Here is a 16,476-nt window from a genome sequence, read left to right on the forward strand (position 1 = left end):
GGCGCACAGGTCTTGTCAGTGCAATTTCACATTACTATGTTACAGCTCACACCGTGGCACGTTAATCCCCGTCAAACGCCGCGTGACGCAGGGCAGTTCACGCACCACCCCCCACCTGACCCCCTCCGAACAGGAGTTCTCGGTGCTCAAGCACAAAGCTGTGCGCTCTTCCCTCCTCGCCTCCGCCGTAGCCGTGACGCTGGTCGCCACCGCGGGACAGGGCGCCACGCAGGCCGCCGAGTCCGCGGCCCCGGCCGCTTTCGCCGGCGCCCAGGCCGCCGCGCCCGCCACCGCGGCCCACGGCCCCACGGGCAACCCGTTCGACGAGGTCGACCGTTTCGCCGAGGCGAAGGACAACGCCCCCGCCCCCGCCCCGGCCCCGGGCGGGCTGGACATCTCCGGCCAGGTCCCCGGCGCCGCCCCGGCCGCCGAGCCCGTCCAGGACCTGGAGAAGCGGGGTACGGGCGCCAGGTCGGCCCCCACCGCGAAGAGCGTCGCCGCGGGCGTCCCCTGCACCCTCGACGGGATCACCAACCTCACGCCCGAGCAGTTCGCCGACTTCCTCGCCGACCAGGCCGTCCTGGCCGACGGCTGTCTGCGCGGCCTCATCTGGACCTGGGACGCCCGCCTGGCCCCGGTGATGTCGGACGCGCACGTCCAGGCCGTCTCGCGCCGGATATCCGCCCTGGCCGCGGCCCACGACGGCCGCAACTCCTCGCACCTGGAGGAGATGTTCACGTACCTGCACGCCGTCGCCTACCACGACTTCTCGCGCGACGAGATCGACGTCACCGACGCCCCGACCACCGCCGCGATACGCAAGGCCATCGACGACTACGGCAACGCCGCCCGGACCTTCGACGTCACCCCCACCAACGCCCGCACCCTGCGCGAGGCCCTCTATTCCGCCGGCCCCGGCCTGCGCCAGCACCAGCTCGGCCTGGTGAAGAAGGTCCTGGCCACCATGGACCCGGCCCACCCGGCCACCCACCTCGACCCCGGCTGGGCCGGCGCCGTGCTCGCCGCGCTCTCCACCAACTACCTCGGCGTCTACCCGGGCAACCAGGACACCGCCTTCCACGCCGCCGTGGCCGCCGACCCCGCCTACCGCGCCGCCTTCAAGGCCTTCGCCGGCTACACGCACCTCAAGGACACGGGCAACGCCTGGGTGGTGCGCGACACGCTCAGCGAGTACGCCCGCTTCGGCCAGGTCGACGGCCTGCGCGACCAGGTCGTCGCCGACCTCGGCGCGATGCTCGGGCCTGTGAAGGCCGGCTTCGGCGACGGCAGCGAGCCGTGGGCCAAGGTCGTCTCCTGGCTCAACTTCTACGAGGCGTGCGAGCCGTACGCGGTGTGCAAGGAGGACATCGAGAAGCGGCTCTTCCCCTACACCTACACCTACGACAACGGCGCCATCAAGGTCCGCACCGCCCTGGACCGGGCCACCGTCGACCAGCTCTACTACGCCAGCAAGCAGGTCAAGGCGCAGTACCACCGCGTCCTCGGCACCGACCAGCCCCTCGCGGGCGACCCCAACGACACGCTGAACATCGTGCTCTACGCCTCCCGCGCCGACTACGTCAACTACCACCCGATCCTGACCGGCTACGACACCAACAACGGCGGCATCTACATCGAGAACGGCGCCACCTTCTACACCTACCAGCGCCGCGTCCCGCAGGACTCCTCCCTCACCCTTGAGGAGCTCTTCCGCCACGAGTACACCCACTACCTCAACGGCCGCTTCGCCGTCCCCGGCTTCTTCGGCCAGGGCCCCTGGTACGAGGGCGACCGCACGACCGCGATGGACGAGGGCACGGCCGAGTTCTTCGACGGCGCCACCCGCGACGACGGCATAGCGGTCCGCAAGTCCCTCGTGAAGAGCATCATCAGCGACACGGCCGGCGGCGGCCCGCGCATGACCGTCGAGCAGCTGCTGAACGCCACCTACGACGGCGACGGCTTCCGCTTCTACAGCTACGCCGGCACCTTCTTCGAGTTCCTGTGGACCGAGAAGCCCTCGCTGCTGCGCGAGATGTACACGCACCTGCGGGCCGACGACGTGGCGGCCTACGACGCCTGGCGCCACCGGATGGGAGCGGACACCTACCTCCAGCGCGACTACGACCGCTTCCTGGACGCGCAGATCGCCAAGGTCGACCAGCTCTTCGTGCCGAACACCACCTTCACCCCCAACGAGCAGCTGCGTGACTCGGCGCTCGCCTCCGTGAAGTCGGCCTTCGCCACGGCCACCTACAACACCCCGGACTGCGTGGAGAACGGCGACCCCGGCAAGCGCCGCTTCACCTGCACGGGCCGCATCACCGCGAACCTGAAGAACTGGCGCAGCGACGACCAGAACTTCAAGGACATGTCGGAGACGGTCGACTACTTCATCCTCGACCGGGCGGGCGCCGCCTCCAACAACCTCGCCGACATGAACTGCTCCTTCGGCACGCCGGAGATCTGGAGCAACAAGGTCGCCGCGACCTCGGCTTACAGCTGCGAGGGACCGCTGCGCAGCTGACGGGCTCCGGACCGGCCCCGCGCCCTTCGGAGGGCGCGGGGCCGGTCTGGGCAGGCACTAAAGAATGTGACATATTACTGCCGTGCTCAAGAGACACTCCCTGGACGCCGTGATCATCGGCGCCGGCGTCGTCGGAGCGGCCTGCGCCTACTACGCGGCCCGCGCCGGACTCTCCGTGGCCGTGGTCGACCGCGGCCCCGTCGCGGGCGGCACCACCGGCGCCGGCGAAGGCAATCTGCTCGTCTCCGACAAGGAGGCGGGCCCGGAGCTCGACCTCGCCCTGCTGTCCACCCGGCTGTGGGCCGAACTCGCCGCCGTCCTCCCCCGGGAGATCGAGTACGAGCCCAAGGGCGGGCTCGTCGTCGCCCCGGACGAGGCCACCGTGAAGGCCCTGCGGAGCTTCGCCCAAGGGCAGCGAGCGGCCGGCGTCGACGCGGTCGAGGTCCCGGCGCACGCCCTGCACGACCTGGAGCCGCACCTGGCCCCGGGCCTCGCGGGAGGCTTCCACTACCCGCAGGACGCGCAGGTCCAGCCGGCGCAGGCGGCTGCCCGGCTGCTGGCCGCGTCCGGCGCCGAGGTCCACCTGGGGGAGGAGGTGACCGAGGTGCTGCTGGACCGGGGCGCCGTACGAGGAGTCCGCACCCCGCGCCGCGAACTCCTGGCCCCGGCCGTCGTGAACGCGGCCGGCACCTGGGGCGGGCACGTCGCCCGGCTGGCCGGGACCTTCCTGCCCGTGCTCCCGCGCCGGGGCTTCGTCCTGGTGACCGAGCCGCTGCCGCGGGTGGTCCGACACAAGGTCTACGCCGCCGACTACATCGCGGACGTCGCCAGCGGCTCCGCCGCCCTGCAGTCCTCGGCCGTGGTCGAGGGGACCCCTGCCGGACCGGTCCTCATCGGCGCCACCCGCGAACGGGTCGGCTTCGACCGGAGCCTGTCGACGGAGGCCCTGCGCCGGCTGGCCTCCCAGGCGGGGGCCCTCTTCCCCGTACTGGCCGGCGTACGGGCCCTGCGCACCTACCACGGCTTCCGCCCCTACCTGCCCGACCACCTCCCCGCGATCGGCCCGGACCCCCGGCGCCCCGGGCTGCACCACGCCTGCGGCCACGAGGGCGCGGGCATCGGCCTCGCCCCCGCCACGGGCCTGCTGATCGCCGCCTGCCTGGCGGGGGCCGAACCCCCACTCCCGGTCCACCCCTTCCGCCCGGACCGCTTCGGCAGCGGCCCGGCCCCCGCCGACACCCCCGAGGAGCACCACTGATGCGCAGCCCCCGCTCGCTGGTCGGCGGCAGCCCGGCGGCCGCGTACGAGATCACCTTCGACGGCCGCGGACTGCCCGCGCAGGAGGGCCAGAGCATCGCCGCCGTGCTGTGGGGCGCCGGGATCCCGGCCTGGCGGACGACGCGCGAGGGCGGCGCCCCGCGCGGCGCGTTCTGCGGGATCGGCAGCTGCTACGACTGCCTCGTCACCGTCAACGGCTCGCCGAACCAGCGGGCCTGCCTGGTCCCCGCCCGCCCGGGGGACGCCGTCACCACCCAGGAGGGAACCGGCCGTGCCGCCCTCACCGTCTGACCCTGCCGTGCCGTCTGCGGACCCGGTGGACCTGGCCGTCGTCGGGGCCGGGCCGGCCGGTTTGGCCGCGGCCGTCACCGCCGCCGGGCTGGGGCTCCGGGTCGCCCTCCTCGACGCGGGCGACCGCCCCGGCGGGCAGTTCTACCGCCACCCCGCCCCGGGCCTGGGCGCGGCCCGCCCCGAGGCCCTGCACCACGGCTGGGCCGAGTTCGCGACCCGCGAAGCCGCCCTGCGCGCACACGAGTCGGCCGGCCGGATCACCTACCTCCCGTCGCACCAGGTGTGGACGGTCGTCCCGGGCGACGCGCCCCGCGCGGGCGAAGGACACGCCGCGCCCGCCACGCAGTGGACCCTGCACGCCGTCGCCGGCCACGCCCCCGCCGAGCGGGCCGCCGCCGTCACCGCGCGCGCCGTGCTCATCGCCACCGGCGCCTACGAGCGCCAGCTGCCCTTCCCCGGATGGACCCTGCCCGCAGTGGTCGGGGCCGGCGGCGCGCAGGCCATGCTCAAGGGCGGACTGGTCCTGCCCGGCCGGCGCGTGGTGGTCGCCGGGAGCGGTCCGCTGCTGCTCGCGGTGGCCGGTTCCCTCGCCGCCGCCGGAGCCACCGTCCCCGCCGTGGTGGAGGCCGCCGCCTACACCGCGTACGCCGGCCGGCTGCCGGCCCTGCTGCGCAACCCCGGCAAACTCGTCGAGGCCGCCGGCTACGGCGGGGCGCTGGCCCGGCACCACGTCCGGCTGCTCACCCGGCACGCCGTCACCGAGGCCCACGGCACGGACCGCGTCGAGGCCGTCACCGTGGCCCGGCTCGACCGCGACTGGCGACCGCTGCCCGGCACCGCCCGCCGGATCCCCTGCGACGCGCTCGCCGTCGGCCACGGGCTCGTGCCCCAGCTCGAACTCGCCACCGGACTCGGCTGCGCCACCCGGCCCGGCTCCGACGGCACCGTCGCCCTGGAGGTGGACGCCCTGCAGCGCACCTCCGTCCCCGGCGTCTGGTCCGCGGGGGAGACCGGCGGCATCGGCGGCGCCCAACTGGCCCTGACGGAGGGCGAACTGGCGGCGCATTCCGTCGCGGACGCGCTGCACCCCGGGAAGGCCGCCCCGCGGGGCGGCCGCGTCGCACGGCTCGCCCGCCGCCGCGCCCGCCTGCGCGCCTTCGCCGACGCGATGGCCGCCGCCCACCGGCCCGGCGACGGCTGGACGGGCTGGCTCCGGGACGACGCCGTCGTCTGCCGCTGCGAGGAGGTCCCGGCCGGCCGGATCCGCGAGGCGGCGGGGGACCTCGGGGCGCGGGACGCCCGTACGGTCAAGCTCCTCACCCGGGCCGGCATGGGCTGGTGCCAGGGCCGGATGTGCGCACCGGCCGTCGCCGCCCTCACCGGGCAGGAGCCCGCGGCGGACCGGCGGCCCTTCTCCTGCCCGGTACCGCTGAGCCACCTCGCCGAACTTCCCGCCACCGACCGCTGATCCGGAGGGTGCGGCCCTTGTGGCCGCACCGCACCCACTAGTAAAATGTCACACACCACACTAGGGAGCCTCTCATGACCCACGCGCACACCCCCGCGCCCCGCACCCGTCCCTGGCACGGAATCATGGTCGCCACCGCGCTCCCCCTGCGCGAGGATCTCACCGTCGACCACGACGCCTACGCCGAGCACGTGGCCTGGCTCATCGCCAACGGCTGCGACGGCGTGGTCCCCAACGGCTCCCTCGGGGAGTACCAGACCCTCACCGACGAGGAGCGGGCCCGTGTCGTCCGTACCGCCGTCGAGGCCGCCGGCGACGGCGCCCGCGTCATGCCCGGCGTCGCCGCCTACGGCAGCGCCGAAGCCCGCCGCTGGGCCGACCAGGCCGCCGAGGCCGGCGCCGGCTCCGTACTCCTGCTGCCGCCCAACGCCTTCCGCGCGGACGAGGAGACCGTACGGGCCCACTACGCCGAGGTGGCCCGCGCCGGCCTGCCCGTCGTCGCGTACAACAACCCCATCGACACCAAGGTGGACCTGGTCCCGTCCCTGCTCGCCCGGCTGCACGCCGACGGATCCATCGTCGCCGTGAAGGAGTTCAGCGGGGACGTGCGCCGCGCCTACGAGATCGCCGAGCTCGCCCCGGGCCTCGACCTGCTCATCGGCGCTGACGACGTCCTCCTCGAACTCGCCCTCGCGGGCGCCGTCGGCTGGATCGCCGGCTACCCCAACGCCCTGCCGCGCTCCTGCGCCACCCTCTACCGGGCCGCCGTCGCCGGGGACCTCGACACCGCCCTGCCGCTCTACAAGTCCCTGCACTCCCTGCTGCGCTGGGACTCCAAGACCGAGTTCGTCCAGGCCATCAAGCTCTCCATGGACCTGGCGGGCCGCCCCGGCGGCGCCACCCGCCCGCCGCGCTTCCCGCTGACCGGCGAGACCGAGGCCGCCGTCCGCGCCGCCACCGAGAAGGCCCTGGCCGAGGGCCTCAACTAACCAGCTGGAGGGGACGCCTGATGCGCACGCGCCACGTCTACCACGCGGTGGACTCGCACACCGAGGGCATGCCGACCCGGGTCGTCACCGGGGGAGTCGGGGTGATTCCCGGCGCCACCATGGCCGAGAAGCGGCTCCACTTCATCGAGCACATGGACCACGTACGGACCCTGCTCATGTACGAGCCGCGCGGGCACTCCGCGATGAGCGGCGCCATCCTGCAGCCCCCGACCCGCCCGGACGCCGACTACGGCGTGCTCTACATCGAGGTGTCGGGCCTGCTGCCCATGTGCGGGCACGGCACCATCGGGGTGGCCACCGTCCTGGTCGAGACCGGCATGGTGCCCGTCGTGGAGCCGGTCACCACCGTCCGGCTCGACACCCCGGCCGGGCTGGTGAGCGTCGACGTGCGGGTGGAGGACGGGGCGGCCACCGCCGTCACCCTCACCAACGTCCCCTCCTTCAGCGTCGGCCTCGACCTCAAGGCCGACGTACCCGGCCACGGCACGGTCACCTACGACCTCGCCTACGGCGGCAACTTCTACGCCTTCGTCGAACTCGACGCCCTCGGCCTGCCCTTCGACCGTGCCCGCCGGGACGACCTGCTCGCCGCCGGGCTCGCGGTGATGGACGCGATCAACGCCGGACCGGACCGTCCCGTCCACCCCGAGAACCCCTCCATCGCCGGGGTCAAGCACGTCTACCTCGCCGCGCCCGGATCCGACGCCCGCCGCTCCCGGCACGCCATGGCCATCCACCCCGGCTGGTTCGACCGGTCGCCCTGCGGTACGGGCACCAGTGCGCGGATGGCCCAGCTGCACGCCCGCGGCCTCCTCGGACTCGGCGCCGACTTCGTCAACGAGTCCTTCATCGGCACCGAGTTCACCGGCCGGCTGGTCGCGCGGACCACCGTCGGCGGGCTGCCCGCCGTGGTCCCCACCGTCACCGGGCGGGCCTGGATCACCGGCACCGCCCAGTACTTCCTCGACCCGTCCGACCCCTTCCCCGGAGGCTTCCTCCTGTGACGACCGTCCGAACGGTGGACTACCACACCGCCGGCGAGCCCTTCAGGATCGTCGACACCGCCGGCGAGGGCATGCCGCCCGTGCCCGGGGACACCGTCGCCGAGCGCTGTGCCACCGCCATCGGCCCGGGCGGATCGGGGACCGCGCCGCGCCGGGGCGTGCTGGACGACGTACGGCGGCTGCTCGTGCAGGAGCCGCGCGGACACGCCGGGATGTACGGCGGCTTCGTGGTCCCGGCCGACGACGACGGGGCCCACTTCGGCGTGCTGTTCTGGCACAAGGACGGCTACTCCACGGCCTGCGGCCACGGCACCATGGCCCTCGGGGTCTGGGCCGTGGACAGCGGCCGGGTCGCCGCCCCGGACGACGGGGACGTCCCGGTGCGGATCGACGTACCGTCGGGGCGGGTCACCGCCACCGTCCACCGCGGCGGCGGCCGCACCACGGGGGTCACCTTCCGCAACGTGCCGGCCCGGGTGGCCGCCCGCAAGGTCCCCGTCGCCACCTCGCTCGGGCTGGCCGAGGCGGACATCGCGCACGCCGGCGCCTGCTACGCCTCCGTCCGCGCACGCGACCTCGGCCTGGAGGTCTCGCGCGCGGCGCTGCCCGCGCTGGTGCGCGCCGGGCAGGAGATCCGGGCCGCCCTCGCCACCCATCCCGCCACCTGGCACCCCGACGGTCCGCTCCTGTCCGGGGTCTACGGGGTGATCCTCCACGAGGAACTGCCCGACACCCCGTTCGGACCGCACCAGCGCAACGTCACCGTCTTCGCCGACGGTCAGGTCGACCGCTCTCCCTGCGGCTCCGGCACCTCGACGCGGCTCGCGCTGCTCGCCGAGGACGGCCGGCTCGGCCCGGGTGAGGACCTGCTGAACGAGTCGGTCACCGGCACCGTCTTCACCGGCCGGATGCTGGACGGCGGGGTCACCGAGGTCACCGGCACCGCCTACCGCACCGGCGAGCACGCCTTCGCCGTGGACCCGTACGACGCCCTCGGCACCGGGTTCCTGCTGTGACGGCGGCACCCCGGCTCTGCGCCGAGGCCATGGCCGCCCTGCTCGGTCCGGCCGAGGCCGCCGACGCCCTGGCCGCCGCCCTGCGCGGCGGCCTCGACCCGGAGGACTGCCCCCCGCGCTCCGCGGTCGCCGTGCCCGGCGGCGGCGAACTGCTGCTGATGCCGGCCGCGTCGGGCGCGTACGCCGGGGTGAAGATCGCCGGAGTCGCGCCCGGGAACCCGGCCCGCGGTCTGCCGCGCATCACCGGCTCCTACCTCCTGCTGGACGGGCCCACCCTGCGCCCGCTGGCCCGGATGGACGGCGCGGCCCTGACGGCCCTGCGCACACCGGCGGTCTCCGCCCTCGCGCTGCGCCACCTGGCGCCGGCCGGGCGGCCGCTGCGGCTGGTGCTCTTCGGCTCCGGACCGCAGGCGTACGGGCACCTGGAAGCGGTACTGGCGGAGCGGGAGTTGGCCGAAGTCGTGGTGGTCGCCCGCAACCGGGAGGGAGCCGAACGCCTCGCCGCCCACGCCCGCACCTTGGGACCGCCGGCCGCCCGGTCCGGCACCCCGCACGACGTGGCCGACGCCGATCTGGTCGTCTGCTGCACCACGGCCCGCGAACCGCTCTTCGACGGACGGCTGGTGCGGCCCGGCGCGGTGGTCGTGGCCGTCGGATCGCACGAGCCGACCGCCCGGGAGACCGACACCGCCCTCGTGCGACGCGCGGCGGTGTACGTGGAATCGCGGGCGGCGGCCCTGCGGGAGGCCGGTGACCTGCTCGTCCCGGAGGCGGAGGGGGCCATCGGGCCGGGCCACATCACGGGCACGCTCGCGGACCTGGTGGCCGGGCGGCTGCCGACGGGCGGCGAGCGGGGTTGTCCACAGCTCTTCAAGAGTGTGGGCATGGCCTGGGAGGATCTTGCCGTGGCAGTCGCGCTGTACGAGGCCGACCGCTGAGGTGTGAGCGGCGCAACGTGACATTGTACGCTGTTGCTCTGCTCGTCGGCAGGTGAAAAGGGTCTCGGAGGAAACGCAATGGGTGACCTGAAGCAGCACAGTCTCATCAAGGCCCAGGAACGACTCCGCGACCAGGTCGGACACGCCCTCCGAGCCGCCCTGATAGCGGGTGAGCTGCGCCCCGGCAGCGTCTACTCCGCCCCCGGCCTCGCCGCCGAACTCGGCGTGTCCGCCACCCCGGTGCGCGAGGCCATGCTCGACCTGGCCCGGGAGGGCCTGGTCGAGCCGGTCCGCAACAAGGGCTTCCGTATCACCGAGGTCAGCGAACGCGACCTCGACCAGTACACCGAGCTGCGCACCATGATCGAGGTGCCGACCATCGGCCGGATCACGAAGACCGCCACGGCCGAGCAGCTGGAGGAACTGCGCCCCGTCGCGGAGGAGATCGTCACCAGCGCCCGTGAGCACAACCTCATCGGCTACCTGGAGGCCGACCGCCGCTTCCACCTCACGCTGCTGGGCCTCTCGGGCAACGAACGGCTCGTCGAGACGGTCGGCGACCTCCGCAAGCGGTCCCGCCTGTACGGCCTGACCGGCCTGGACGAGGCGGGCAAACTGGTCTCCTCCGCCGAGGAGCACCTGGAGCTGCTGGACCTGATGATCAGCGGCGACGCGAAGGCGGCGGAGGCCTGCATGCAGCGCCACCTCGGCCACGTGCGCTCCCTCTGGGCCCAGGGCCGCGACGAACCGGTGGGCCGCACCCCGGGCGGGCTGGGCGCCGTCCGCTAGGCACTTCTGCCCCGCGTGCGCGGGCGGGTGCCCGGAGTCGGAACCCGGCCGCGCCCGCCGGCGCCCCCCCGCACGGGCAGGGCCACCGGCGAGGGGTGTCGCGGCGGGGCGGGCCGGGGTCAGAGGCCTGGGGCGGAGCCCTGTCCGGCCCCGAACCCCCGCCAGGGTCAGGGGATTTGGACACGGCTGGGTAACGGCGGCTCCGACCCCTTGTCAGTGCAATTTCACATTACTATGTTACCGGTCACATCGCAGAGCTGTAGATCCGCAGAGCGCGCCCCTCCCTGGAGTGACCATGACCAAGCGCACCCAACTCGCCCTCGCCACCGCCCTGGTGGCCGCACTCGCACTCGGCGCCTCGGGCTGCTCCGGCACCGGGAAGGGCTCCACCGGCGCCGGAGCCGCGAACCCGGCCGCCGCCAACGACGGCAAGATCCTCGGCGGCACCCCGGTCAAGGGCGGCACCCTCACCGTCCTGTCCAACCAGGACTTCGCGCACCTCGACCCCGCCCGCAACTGGGTCATGCCGACGATGGACTTCGGCACCCGCCTGCTCTACCGCACGCTCGTGACCTTCAAGGCCGAGCCCGGCAAGGCCGGCAGCGAACTGGTCCCCGACCTCGCCACCGACCTCGGCACCCCCTCCAACGGCGGACGCACCTGGACCTTCACCCTCAAGGAGGGCGTGAAGTACGAGGACGGCACCCCGGTCAGGGCCCAGGACATCAAGTACAACGTCGAGCGGTCCTTCGCCCCCGACCTCACCGGCGGCCCTGACTACGCCGCCCAGTACCTGGCCGGTACCGAGGGCTACAAGGGCCCCCTCCAGGGGCAGCACCTGGACTCCGTGAAGACCCCGGACGACCGCACGATCGTCTTCGAACTGGAGCGCCCCGTCGCCGAGTTCTCCGCCACCGCCACCCTGCCGACCTTCGCCCCGGTGCCCCAGTCCCAGGAGAAGGGCACCCAGTACGACGCCCGCCCGTTCTCCTCCGGCCCGTACAAGATCGAGTCGTACGACCGCGACAAGAAGCTGGTCCTCGTCCGCAACGAGCACTGGGACCCGGCCACCGACACCGTCCGCAAGGCCTACCCCGACAAGTTCGTGGTCGTCATGGGCCTCAAGGGCGGCCAGATCGACGACCGGATCATCGCCGGCGAGGGCGCCGACGCCTCCACCGTGCAGTACGCCGACATGCGCCCCGAGAGCGCCCCCAAGGTGCTGCCCAAGCCCGAGGTCAGGGCCCGGCTGCTCGCCGAGTCCCAGGGCTGCACCGAGATGCTCCACCTGAACAACTCGCGCGCCCCCTTCAACGACCCCAAGGTCCGCGAGGCCATGCAGTACGCCGTCGACAAGGAGGCCGTCGTCACCGCCGGCGGCGGACCCGCCCTCAACGAGATCGCCACCGCCTACCTGCCCCCGGCCCTCGCCGGCGGCAAGCAGGCCGACACCCTGAAGATCCCCCCGGCCGGCGACCCGGCCAAGGCCAAGGAACTCCTCAAGGCCGCCGGCAAGGAGACCCTGAAGGTCTCCCTCGCCGTCTCCACCGGCGACAAGGCCAAGGCCGAGGCCATCCAGCAGGGCCTGTCCCGCGCGGGCGTCGAGGTCGTCATCGACACCGTCGACCCCGGCGCCTACTACGACGTGATCGGCGACCTGTCCACCACCCCCGACATGACCCTCAGCGGCTGGTGCCCCGACTACCCCTCCGGCTCCACCTGGATCCCCTTCGTCTTCGACGGACGGACCATCAAGGACAAGGGCAACCAGGGCAACTACAGCCAGTTCCGCGACGAGGAGGTCATGAAGCGGATCGACGAGATCAACGCCATGGCCGACGCCAAGCAGGCCAACCAGGCCTGGATCGACCTCGACGCGACCCTGATGGCCAAGTCCCCGAACGTCCCGATCCTGCTGGAGCGCAAGCCGCTCCTGGTCGGCACGAACATCGCGGGCGCGTTCGGCCACCCCGTGTGGACCGGCACCATCGACTACGCGACGGTCGGCCTCAAGGACCCCTCCAAGAGCCAGGGCTGAGGCCAGGAAGGCCCCGCCAGACATGACCGCCACCACACCCACCACACCCATCCCACCCACCGCACCCCCGGCGGGCGGCCCGGCCCGGGAGGTCCCCCCGGGCAGCAGCCCCTGGCAGCTCGCCCGGCGGGAACTGCGCCGCCGCCCCGCCGTCCGCGTCAGCATCGGCATCGTCCTGCTCTTCGTCCTGATGGCCGTCACCGCGCCCTGGCTGGGCGCGCTCGGCGGCTGGTCCCCGCACGAGTTCGACAAGAGCGCCGTCGACCCCTACCTCGGAGGCCAGCCGATCGGCGCCCTCGGCGGGATCAGCCCCGAGCACTGGCTCGGCGTGGAACCCGTCACCGGCCGCGACCTGTTCGCCCGCGTCGTCCACGGCGCGCAGGTCTCCCTCCTGATCGCCTTCGCGGCCACCGCCATCGTGGTCGTCGCGGGCACGGCCGCCGGGATCGCCGCCGGCTACTTCGGTGGCCGCACCGACACGGTCCTGTCCCGGCTCATGGACCTGACCATGTCCTTCCCCTCCCTCATCTTCATGATCGCGATGCTGTCCGTGGCCAAGGACGTCAACCGGCTCGTCCTGATGACCGTCGTCATCGGGGTCTTCGGCTGGCCCGGCATCGCCCGCGTCGTCCGCGGCCAGACCCTCTCCCTCAAACACCGCGAGTACGTCGACGCCGCCCGCGTGGGCGGCGCCGGCCCCTGGCGGATCCTGACCCGCGAGATCCTGCCGGGCGTGGCCGGTCCGGTCATCGCCTACACCACCTTGCTCATCCCCGGAATGATCAGCACCGAGGCCGCCCTCAGCTACCTCGGCGTCGGAGTCCGCCCGCCCACCCCGTCCTGGGGCCAGATGATCGCCGAGTCCGTCGCCTACTACGAGACCGACCCCATGTACTTCGTCATCCCCAGCGTCTTCCTCTTCCTCGCCGTGCTCGCCTTCACCCTGCTCGGCGACGCCCTGCGCGACATCCTCGACCCGAGGGGCGGCCGTAGTTGATCGTCTACCTCGCCCGCCGGCTGCTCGCCCTCGCCGGAGTGCTCCTCGCCATCGCGGCCGTCACCTTCCTCATCTTCTACGTCCTGCCCGCCGACCCGGCCGCGGCCGCCTGCGGCAAGACCTGCAGCGCCGAACGGCTGGCCGACGTACGCGTGCACCTGGGCCTCGACCAGCCCCTGTGGAGGCAGTTCGCCGACTTCCTGACCGGCATCTTCACCGGCCGCACCCTCGGCGCCGGCCAGTACGCCGTCACCTGCGACTTCCCCTGCCTGGGCTACTCCTACGAGAGCTCCCTGCCCGTGTGGGACCTGCTCATGGACCGGCTCCCGGTCTCCGCATCCCTCGCCCTCGGCGCCGCCGTGCTGTGGCTGATCCTCGGCCTCGGCGCCGGCGTCACCGCCGCCCTGCGCAAGGACACCGCCACCGACAAGGCCCTGATGGTCGGCGCCGTCGCCGCCGCCTCCCTGCCCGTCTACTTCACCTCGGTGATGCTCATCTACGGGGTCATCCGCATCGCCGGACTGCTGCCGTACCCCACCTACCAGCCCTTCACCGACAACCCGCTCGGCTGGGCCTCGAACCTGCTCCTGCCCTGGACCGCGCTCGCGCTGCTCTACGCCGCCATGTACGCGCGCCAGAGCCGCGGCTCGATGATCGAGGCGATGGCCGAGCCCTACATCCGCACCGCCCGCGCCAAGGGCATGCCCGAGCGGACCGTCGTCGTCAAACACGGCCTGCGCTCCGGGATGACGCCGATCCTGACCATCTTCGGCATCGACCTCGGCGGGCTGCTCGCCGGCGCCGTCATCACCGAGTCCATCTTCGGACTCCCCGGCATCGGACGGCTGTTCTACGGCGCCCTGGTCAACTCCGACCAGCCCGTGGTCCTCGGCGTCACCCTCCTCGCGGCCTTCTTCATCGTCGTCGCCAACCTCGTCGTCGACCTCCTGTACGCCGTCATCGACCCGAGAGTGAGGTACTGATGGCCGCTCCGCTCCTCGAAGTACGCGACCTGCGCGTCACCTTCACCACCCCTCGCGGGACCGTCCGGGCCGTCGACTCCGTCGGCTTCACCGTCGAGGCCGGACGCACCCTCGGCATCGTCGGCGAATCCGGCTCCGGCAAGTCCGTCACCTCGCTCGCCGTCATGGGCCTGCACCGCGGCGCGGTCGAGGTCGGTGGCACCGTCGCGCTCGCCGGCCGGGAGCTGACCGGCCTGACCGAGCGCGAGCTGGGGAAGGTCCGCGGCCGCCGGATGGCCATGATCTTCCAGGACCCCCTCTCCAGCCTGCACCCCTACTACACCGTCGGCGAGCAGATCGCCGAACACTTCAGGGTCCACTTCAGGGCCGGGCGGGCCGCCGCGCGCAGACGCGCCGTCGACATGCTCGGCGAGGTCGGCATCCCCGAGCCGGCCCGTCGGGCGGGGGAGTACCCGCACCAGTTCTCCGGCGGCATGCGCCAGCGCGCGATGATCGCCATGGCCCTGGCATGCGAACCCGACCTGCTGATCGCCGACGAGCCGACCACCGCCCTCGACGTCACCGTGCAGGCGCAGATCCTGGAACTCATCGCAAAACTCCAGCAGGACCGCGGACTCGGCGTCGTGATGATCACCCACGACCTGGGCGTCGTCGCCCGGGTCGCCCACGAGGTGCTGGTCATGTACGGCGGCCGCGCCGCCGAACAAGCCCCCGTCGACGCGCTGTTCGCCGACCCCGCCCACCCCTACACCCGCGGGCTGCTCGACTCGCTGCCCCGCCTCGACACCGCCGACGACGAACCGCTCCCCTTCATCCCCGGCTCCCCGCCGTCCCTGCTCGTACCGGCCCCCGGCTGCGCCTTCGCACCGCGCTGCCCCCGGGCCGCCGACCGCTGCACCGGCGAACGGCCGGAGCCGGCCGCGTACGGGGACGCAGCCGGGCGGACCGTGGCCTGCCACTTCGCCGGGGTCCGCACCGTCGAGGAGGCGGCCCGATGACCGACACCGCACTGCTGTCCGTACGGGACCTCACCATGACCTTCCCCGGCAGGCGATCCGCGACCGGGCGCCGGGGGGCGCCCGTGCGCGCCGTCGACGGGGTCTCCTTCGACCTGGCGGCCGGGCAGACCCTCGGCCTGGTCGGCGAGTCGGGCTGCGGGAAGTCCACCACCGGCCGGATGCTCGTACGGCTGCTGGAGCCCACCTCGGGCCGGGTCGCCTTCGAGGGCAAGGACATCAGCCGGCTCTCCCAGGGCGCCCTGCGCCCGCTGCGCAAGAGCATCCAGATGGTCTTCCAGGACCCGCACTCCTCGCTCAACCCCCGCCAGACCGTGGCCCGGATCATCTGCGAACCGCTGCTGGTGCAGGGCTGGAGCGCGGGGGACGCCCGGCGTCGCGCCGCGGAGCTGATGGAACTCGTCGGACTGATCCCCGAGCACATCGACCGCTACCCGCACGAGTTCTCCGGCGGCCAGGCCCAGCGCATCGGCATCGCCCGCTCGCTGGCCACCAGCCCCCGGCTGATCGTCGCCGACGAACCGGTCTCCGCGCTCGACGTCTCCGTCCAGGCGCAGATCGTCAACCTGATGGAGCGGCTGCGGGCGGAACTGGGCCTCGCCTACGTGTTCATCGCGCACGACCTGTCGGTCGTCAAGCGGGTCAGCGACCGGGTCGCCGTCATGTACCTCGGCCGGATCGTCGAGATCGGGGACAAGGCGTCCCTCTACGAGAACCCCCAGCACCCTTACACCCGGGCGCTGTTGTCCGCCGTACCGCTGCCCGACCCGGCGGCGGAACGGCGGCGGGAGCGGATCGTGCTGCTCGGCGACCCGCCGAGCCCGGCCGCCCCACCTCCGGGCTGCACCTTCCACCCGCGTTGCCCCAAGGCCCAGGAGATCTGCCGCACGGAACGCCCCCTGCTGCGGCTTGCCGCCTCACGAGAGGTGGCGTGTCACTTCCCGGGTGACTGACGGGGATCACGGGAAGAAGGGAGGGCCCGAGGGCGGCACAACCGCCCCCGGGCCCTCCCGCCGTGTCCGCGCATTCGACCGCGTCTGCGGCCACCACGTCCGAGCACCCGCCGGCACCAGGCCGACGGGGCGCGGCCGCAGCACTAGGGTCTGTATCGAGTTGCCCCG

14 protein-coding genes are annotated in these 16,476 nt (G+C 73.3%); all 14 read left to right on the forward strand.

Annotated elements, in window-relative coordinates:
- Positions 1 to 142: 142 nt before the first annotated feature.
- The 14 genes from ACFWFZ_RS18025 (at position 143) to ACFWFZ_RS18090 (ending at position 16,308) form a co-directional block, all read left to right on the forward strand.
- Positions 143 to 2,527, forward strand: a complete 2,385-nt coding sequence (locus tag ACFWFZ_RS18025; protein ID WP_387123601.1) for a collagenase — start codon at positions 143 to 145, stop codon at positions 2,525 to 2,527.
- Between the two features lie 82 nt (positions 2,528 to 2,609).
- Positions 2,610 to 3,785: an NAD(P)/FAD-dependent oxidoreductase gene (locus tag ACFWFZ_RS18030; RefSeq protein ID WP_387123387.1), complete on the forward strand. Its 1,176-nt coding sequence runs from the start codon at positions 2,610 to 2,612 to the stop codon at positions 3,783 to 3,785.
- A complete protein-coding gene (locus tag ACFWFZ_RS18035; RefSeq protein WP_387123389.1) occupies positions 3,785 to 4,096 on the forward strand; it encodes a (2Fe-2S)-binding protein in 312 nt (103 codons plus the stop codon). Before ACFWFZ_RS18030 ends, ACFWFZ_RS18035 begins: the two co-directional genes overlap by 1 nt.
- A gap of 7 nt (positions 4,097 to 4,103) precedes the next feature.
- Positions 4,104 to 5,564, forward strand: a complete 1,461-nt coding sequence (locus ACFWFZ_RS18040; protein ID WP_387123391.1) for an NAD(P)/FAD-dependent oxidoreductase — start codon at positions 4,104 to 4,106, stop codon at positions 5,562 to 5,564.
- Between the two features lie 74 nt (positions 5,565 to 5,638).
- Entirely contained in the window at positions 5,639 to 6,553 is a 915-nt protein-coding gene (locus ACFWFZ_RS18045; RefSeq protein WP_387123393.1) for a dihydrodipicolinate synthase family protein, read from the forward strand.
- Between the two features lie 20 nt (positions 6,554 to 6,573).
- Positions 6,574 to 7,578, forward strand: coding sequence for a proline racemase family protein (locus tag ACFWFZ_RS18050; RefSeq protein WP_387123395.1), 1,005 nt, complete (start codon positions 6,574 to 6,576; stop codon positions 7,576 to 7,578).
- A complete protein-coding gene (locus ACFWFZ_RS18055; RefSeq protein WP_387123397.1) occupies positions 7,575 to 8,594 on the forward strand; it encodes a proline racemase family protein in 1,020 nt (339 codons plus the stop codon). Before ACFWFZ_RS18050 ends, ACFWFZ_RS18055 begins: the two co-directional genes overlap by 4 nt.
- Positions 8,595 to 8,623: 29 nt before the next feature.
- A complete protein-coding gene (locus ACFWFZ_RS18060) occupies positions 8,624 to 9,532 on the forward strand; it encodes an ornithine cyclodeaminase family protein (RefSeq protein WP_387123603.1) in 909 nt (302 codons plus the stop codon).
- A 78-nt stretch (positions 9,533 to 9,610) separates the two neighbouring features.
- A complete protein-coding gene (locus ACFWFZ_RS18065; RefSeq protein ID WP_387123398.1) occupies positions 9,611 to 10,321 on the forward strand; it encodes a GntR family transcriptional regulator in 711 nt (236 codons plus the stop codon).
- A 295-nt stretch (positions 10,322 to 10,616) separates the two neighbouring features.
- Positions 10,617 to 12,359: an ABC transporter substrate-binding protein gene (locus ACFWFZ_RS18070; RefSeq protein ID WP_387123400.1), complete on the forward strand. Its 1,743-nt coding sequence runs from the start codon at positions 10,617 to 10,619 to the stop codon at positions 12,357 to 12,359.
- Between the two features lie 22 nt (positions 12,360 to 12,381).
- Entirely contained in the window at positions 12,382 to 13,356 is a 975-nt protein-coding gene (locus ACFWFZ_RS18075) for an ABC transporter permease (protein WP_387123402.1), read from the forward strand.
- Positions 13,353 to 14,339 carry an ABC transporter permease gene (locus ACFWFZ_RS18080; protein ID WP_387123404.1) on the forward strand — a complete coding sequence of 329 codons (987 nt, stop codon included), beginning with the start codon at positions 13,353 to 13,355 and terminating at the stop codon, positions 14,337 to 14,339. Before ACFWFZ_RS18075 ends, ACFWFZ_RS18080 begins: the two co-directional genes overlap by 4 nt.
- The gene (locus ACFWFZ_RS18085) at positions 14,339 to 15,337 is read left to right on the forward strand and encodes an ABC transporter ATP-binding protein (RefSeq protein WP_387123406.1); all 999 of its coding nucleotides are present in this window, start codon (positions 14,339 to 14,341) and stop codon (positions 15,335 to 15,337) included. The genes ACFWFZ_RS18080 and ACFWFZ_RS18085 overlap by 1 nt, the downstream gene beginning before the upstream one ends.
- The gene (locus ACFWFZ_RS18090; protein WP_387123408.1) at positions 15,334 to 16,308 is read left to right on the forward strand and encodes an ABC transporter ATP-binding protein; all 975 of its coding nucleotides are present in this window, start codon (positions 15,334 to 15,336) and stop codon (positions 16,306 to 16,308) included. The genes ACFWFZ_RS18085 and ACFWFZ_RS18090 overlap by 4 nt, the downstream gene beginning before the upstream one ends.
- The last annotated feature ends 168 nt before the right edge of the window (positions 16,309 to 16,476 follow it).

Source organism: Streptomyces sp. NPDC060232 (assembly GCF_042726555.1).
Taxonomy (GTDB): Bacteria; Actinomycetota; Actinomycetes; order Streptomycetales; family Streptomycetaceae; genus Streptomyces.

Bases quoted from the DNA above. Each gene is read 5' to 3' on its own strand.
- ACFWFZ_RS18035 (WP_387123389.1), top strand. From the start codon at position 3,785: ATGCGCAGCCCCCGCTCGCTGGTCGGCGGCAGCCCGGCGGCCGCGTAC.
- ACFWFZ_RS18045 (WP_387123393.1), top strand. From the start codon at position 5,639: ATGACCCACGCGCACACCCCCGCGCCCCGCACCCGTCCCTGGCACGGA.
- ACFWFZ_RS18050 (WP_387123395.1), top strand. From the start codon at position 6,574: ATGCGCACGCGCCACGTCTACCACGCGGTGGACTCGCACACCGAGGGC.
- ACFWFZ_RS18060 (WP_387123603.1), top strand. From the start codon at position 8,624: ATGGCCGCCCTGCTCGGTCCGGCCGAGGCCGCCGACGCCCTGGCCGCC.
- ACFWFZ_RS18065 (WP_387123398.1), top strand. From the start codon at position 9,611: ATGGGTGACCTGAAGCAGCACAGTCTCATCAAGGCCCAGGAACGACTC.
- ACFWFZ_RS18070 (WP_387123400.1), top strand. From the start codon at position 10,617: ATGACCAAGCGCACCCAACTCGCCCTCGCCACCGCCCTGGTGGCCGCA.
- ACFWFZ_RS18075 (WP_387123402.1), top strand. From the start codon at position 12,382: ATGACCGCCACCACACCCACCACACCCATCCCACCCACCGCACCCCCG.
- ACFWFZ_RS18085 (WP_387123406.1), top strand. From the start codon at position 14,339: ATGGCCGCTCCGCTCCTCGAAGTACGCGACCTGCGCGTCACCTTCACC.
- ACFWFZ_RS18090 (WP_387123408.1), top strand. From the start codon at position 15,334: ATGACCGACACCGCACTGCTGTCCGTACGGGACCTCACCATGACCTTC.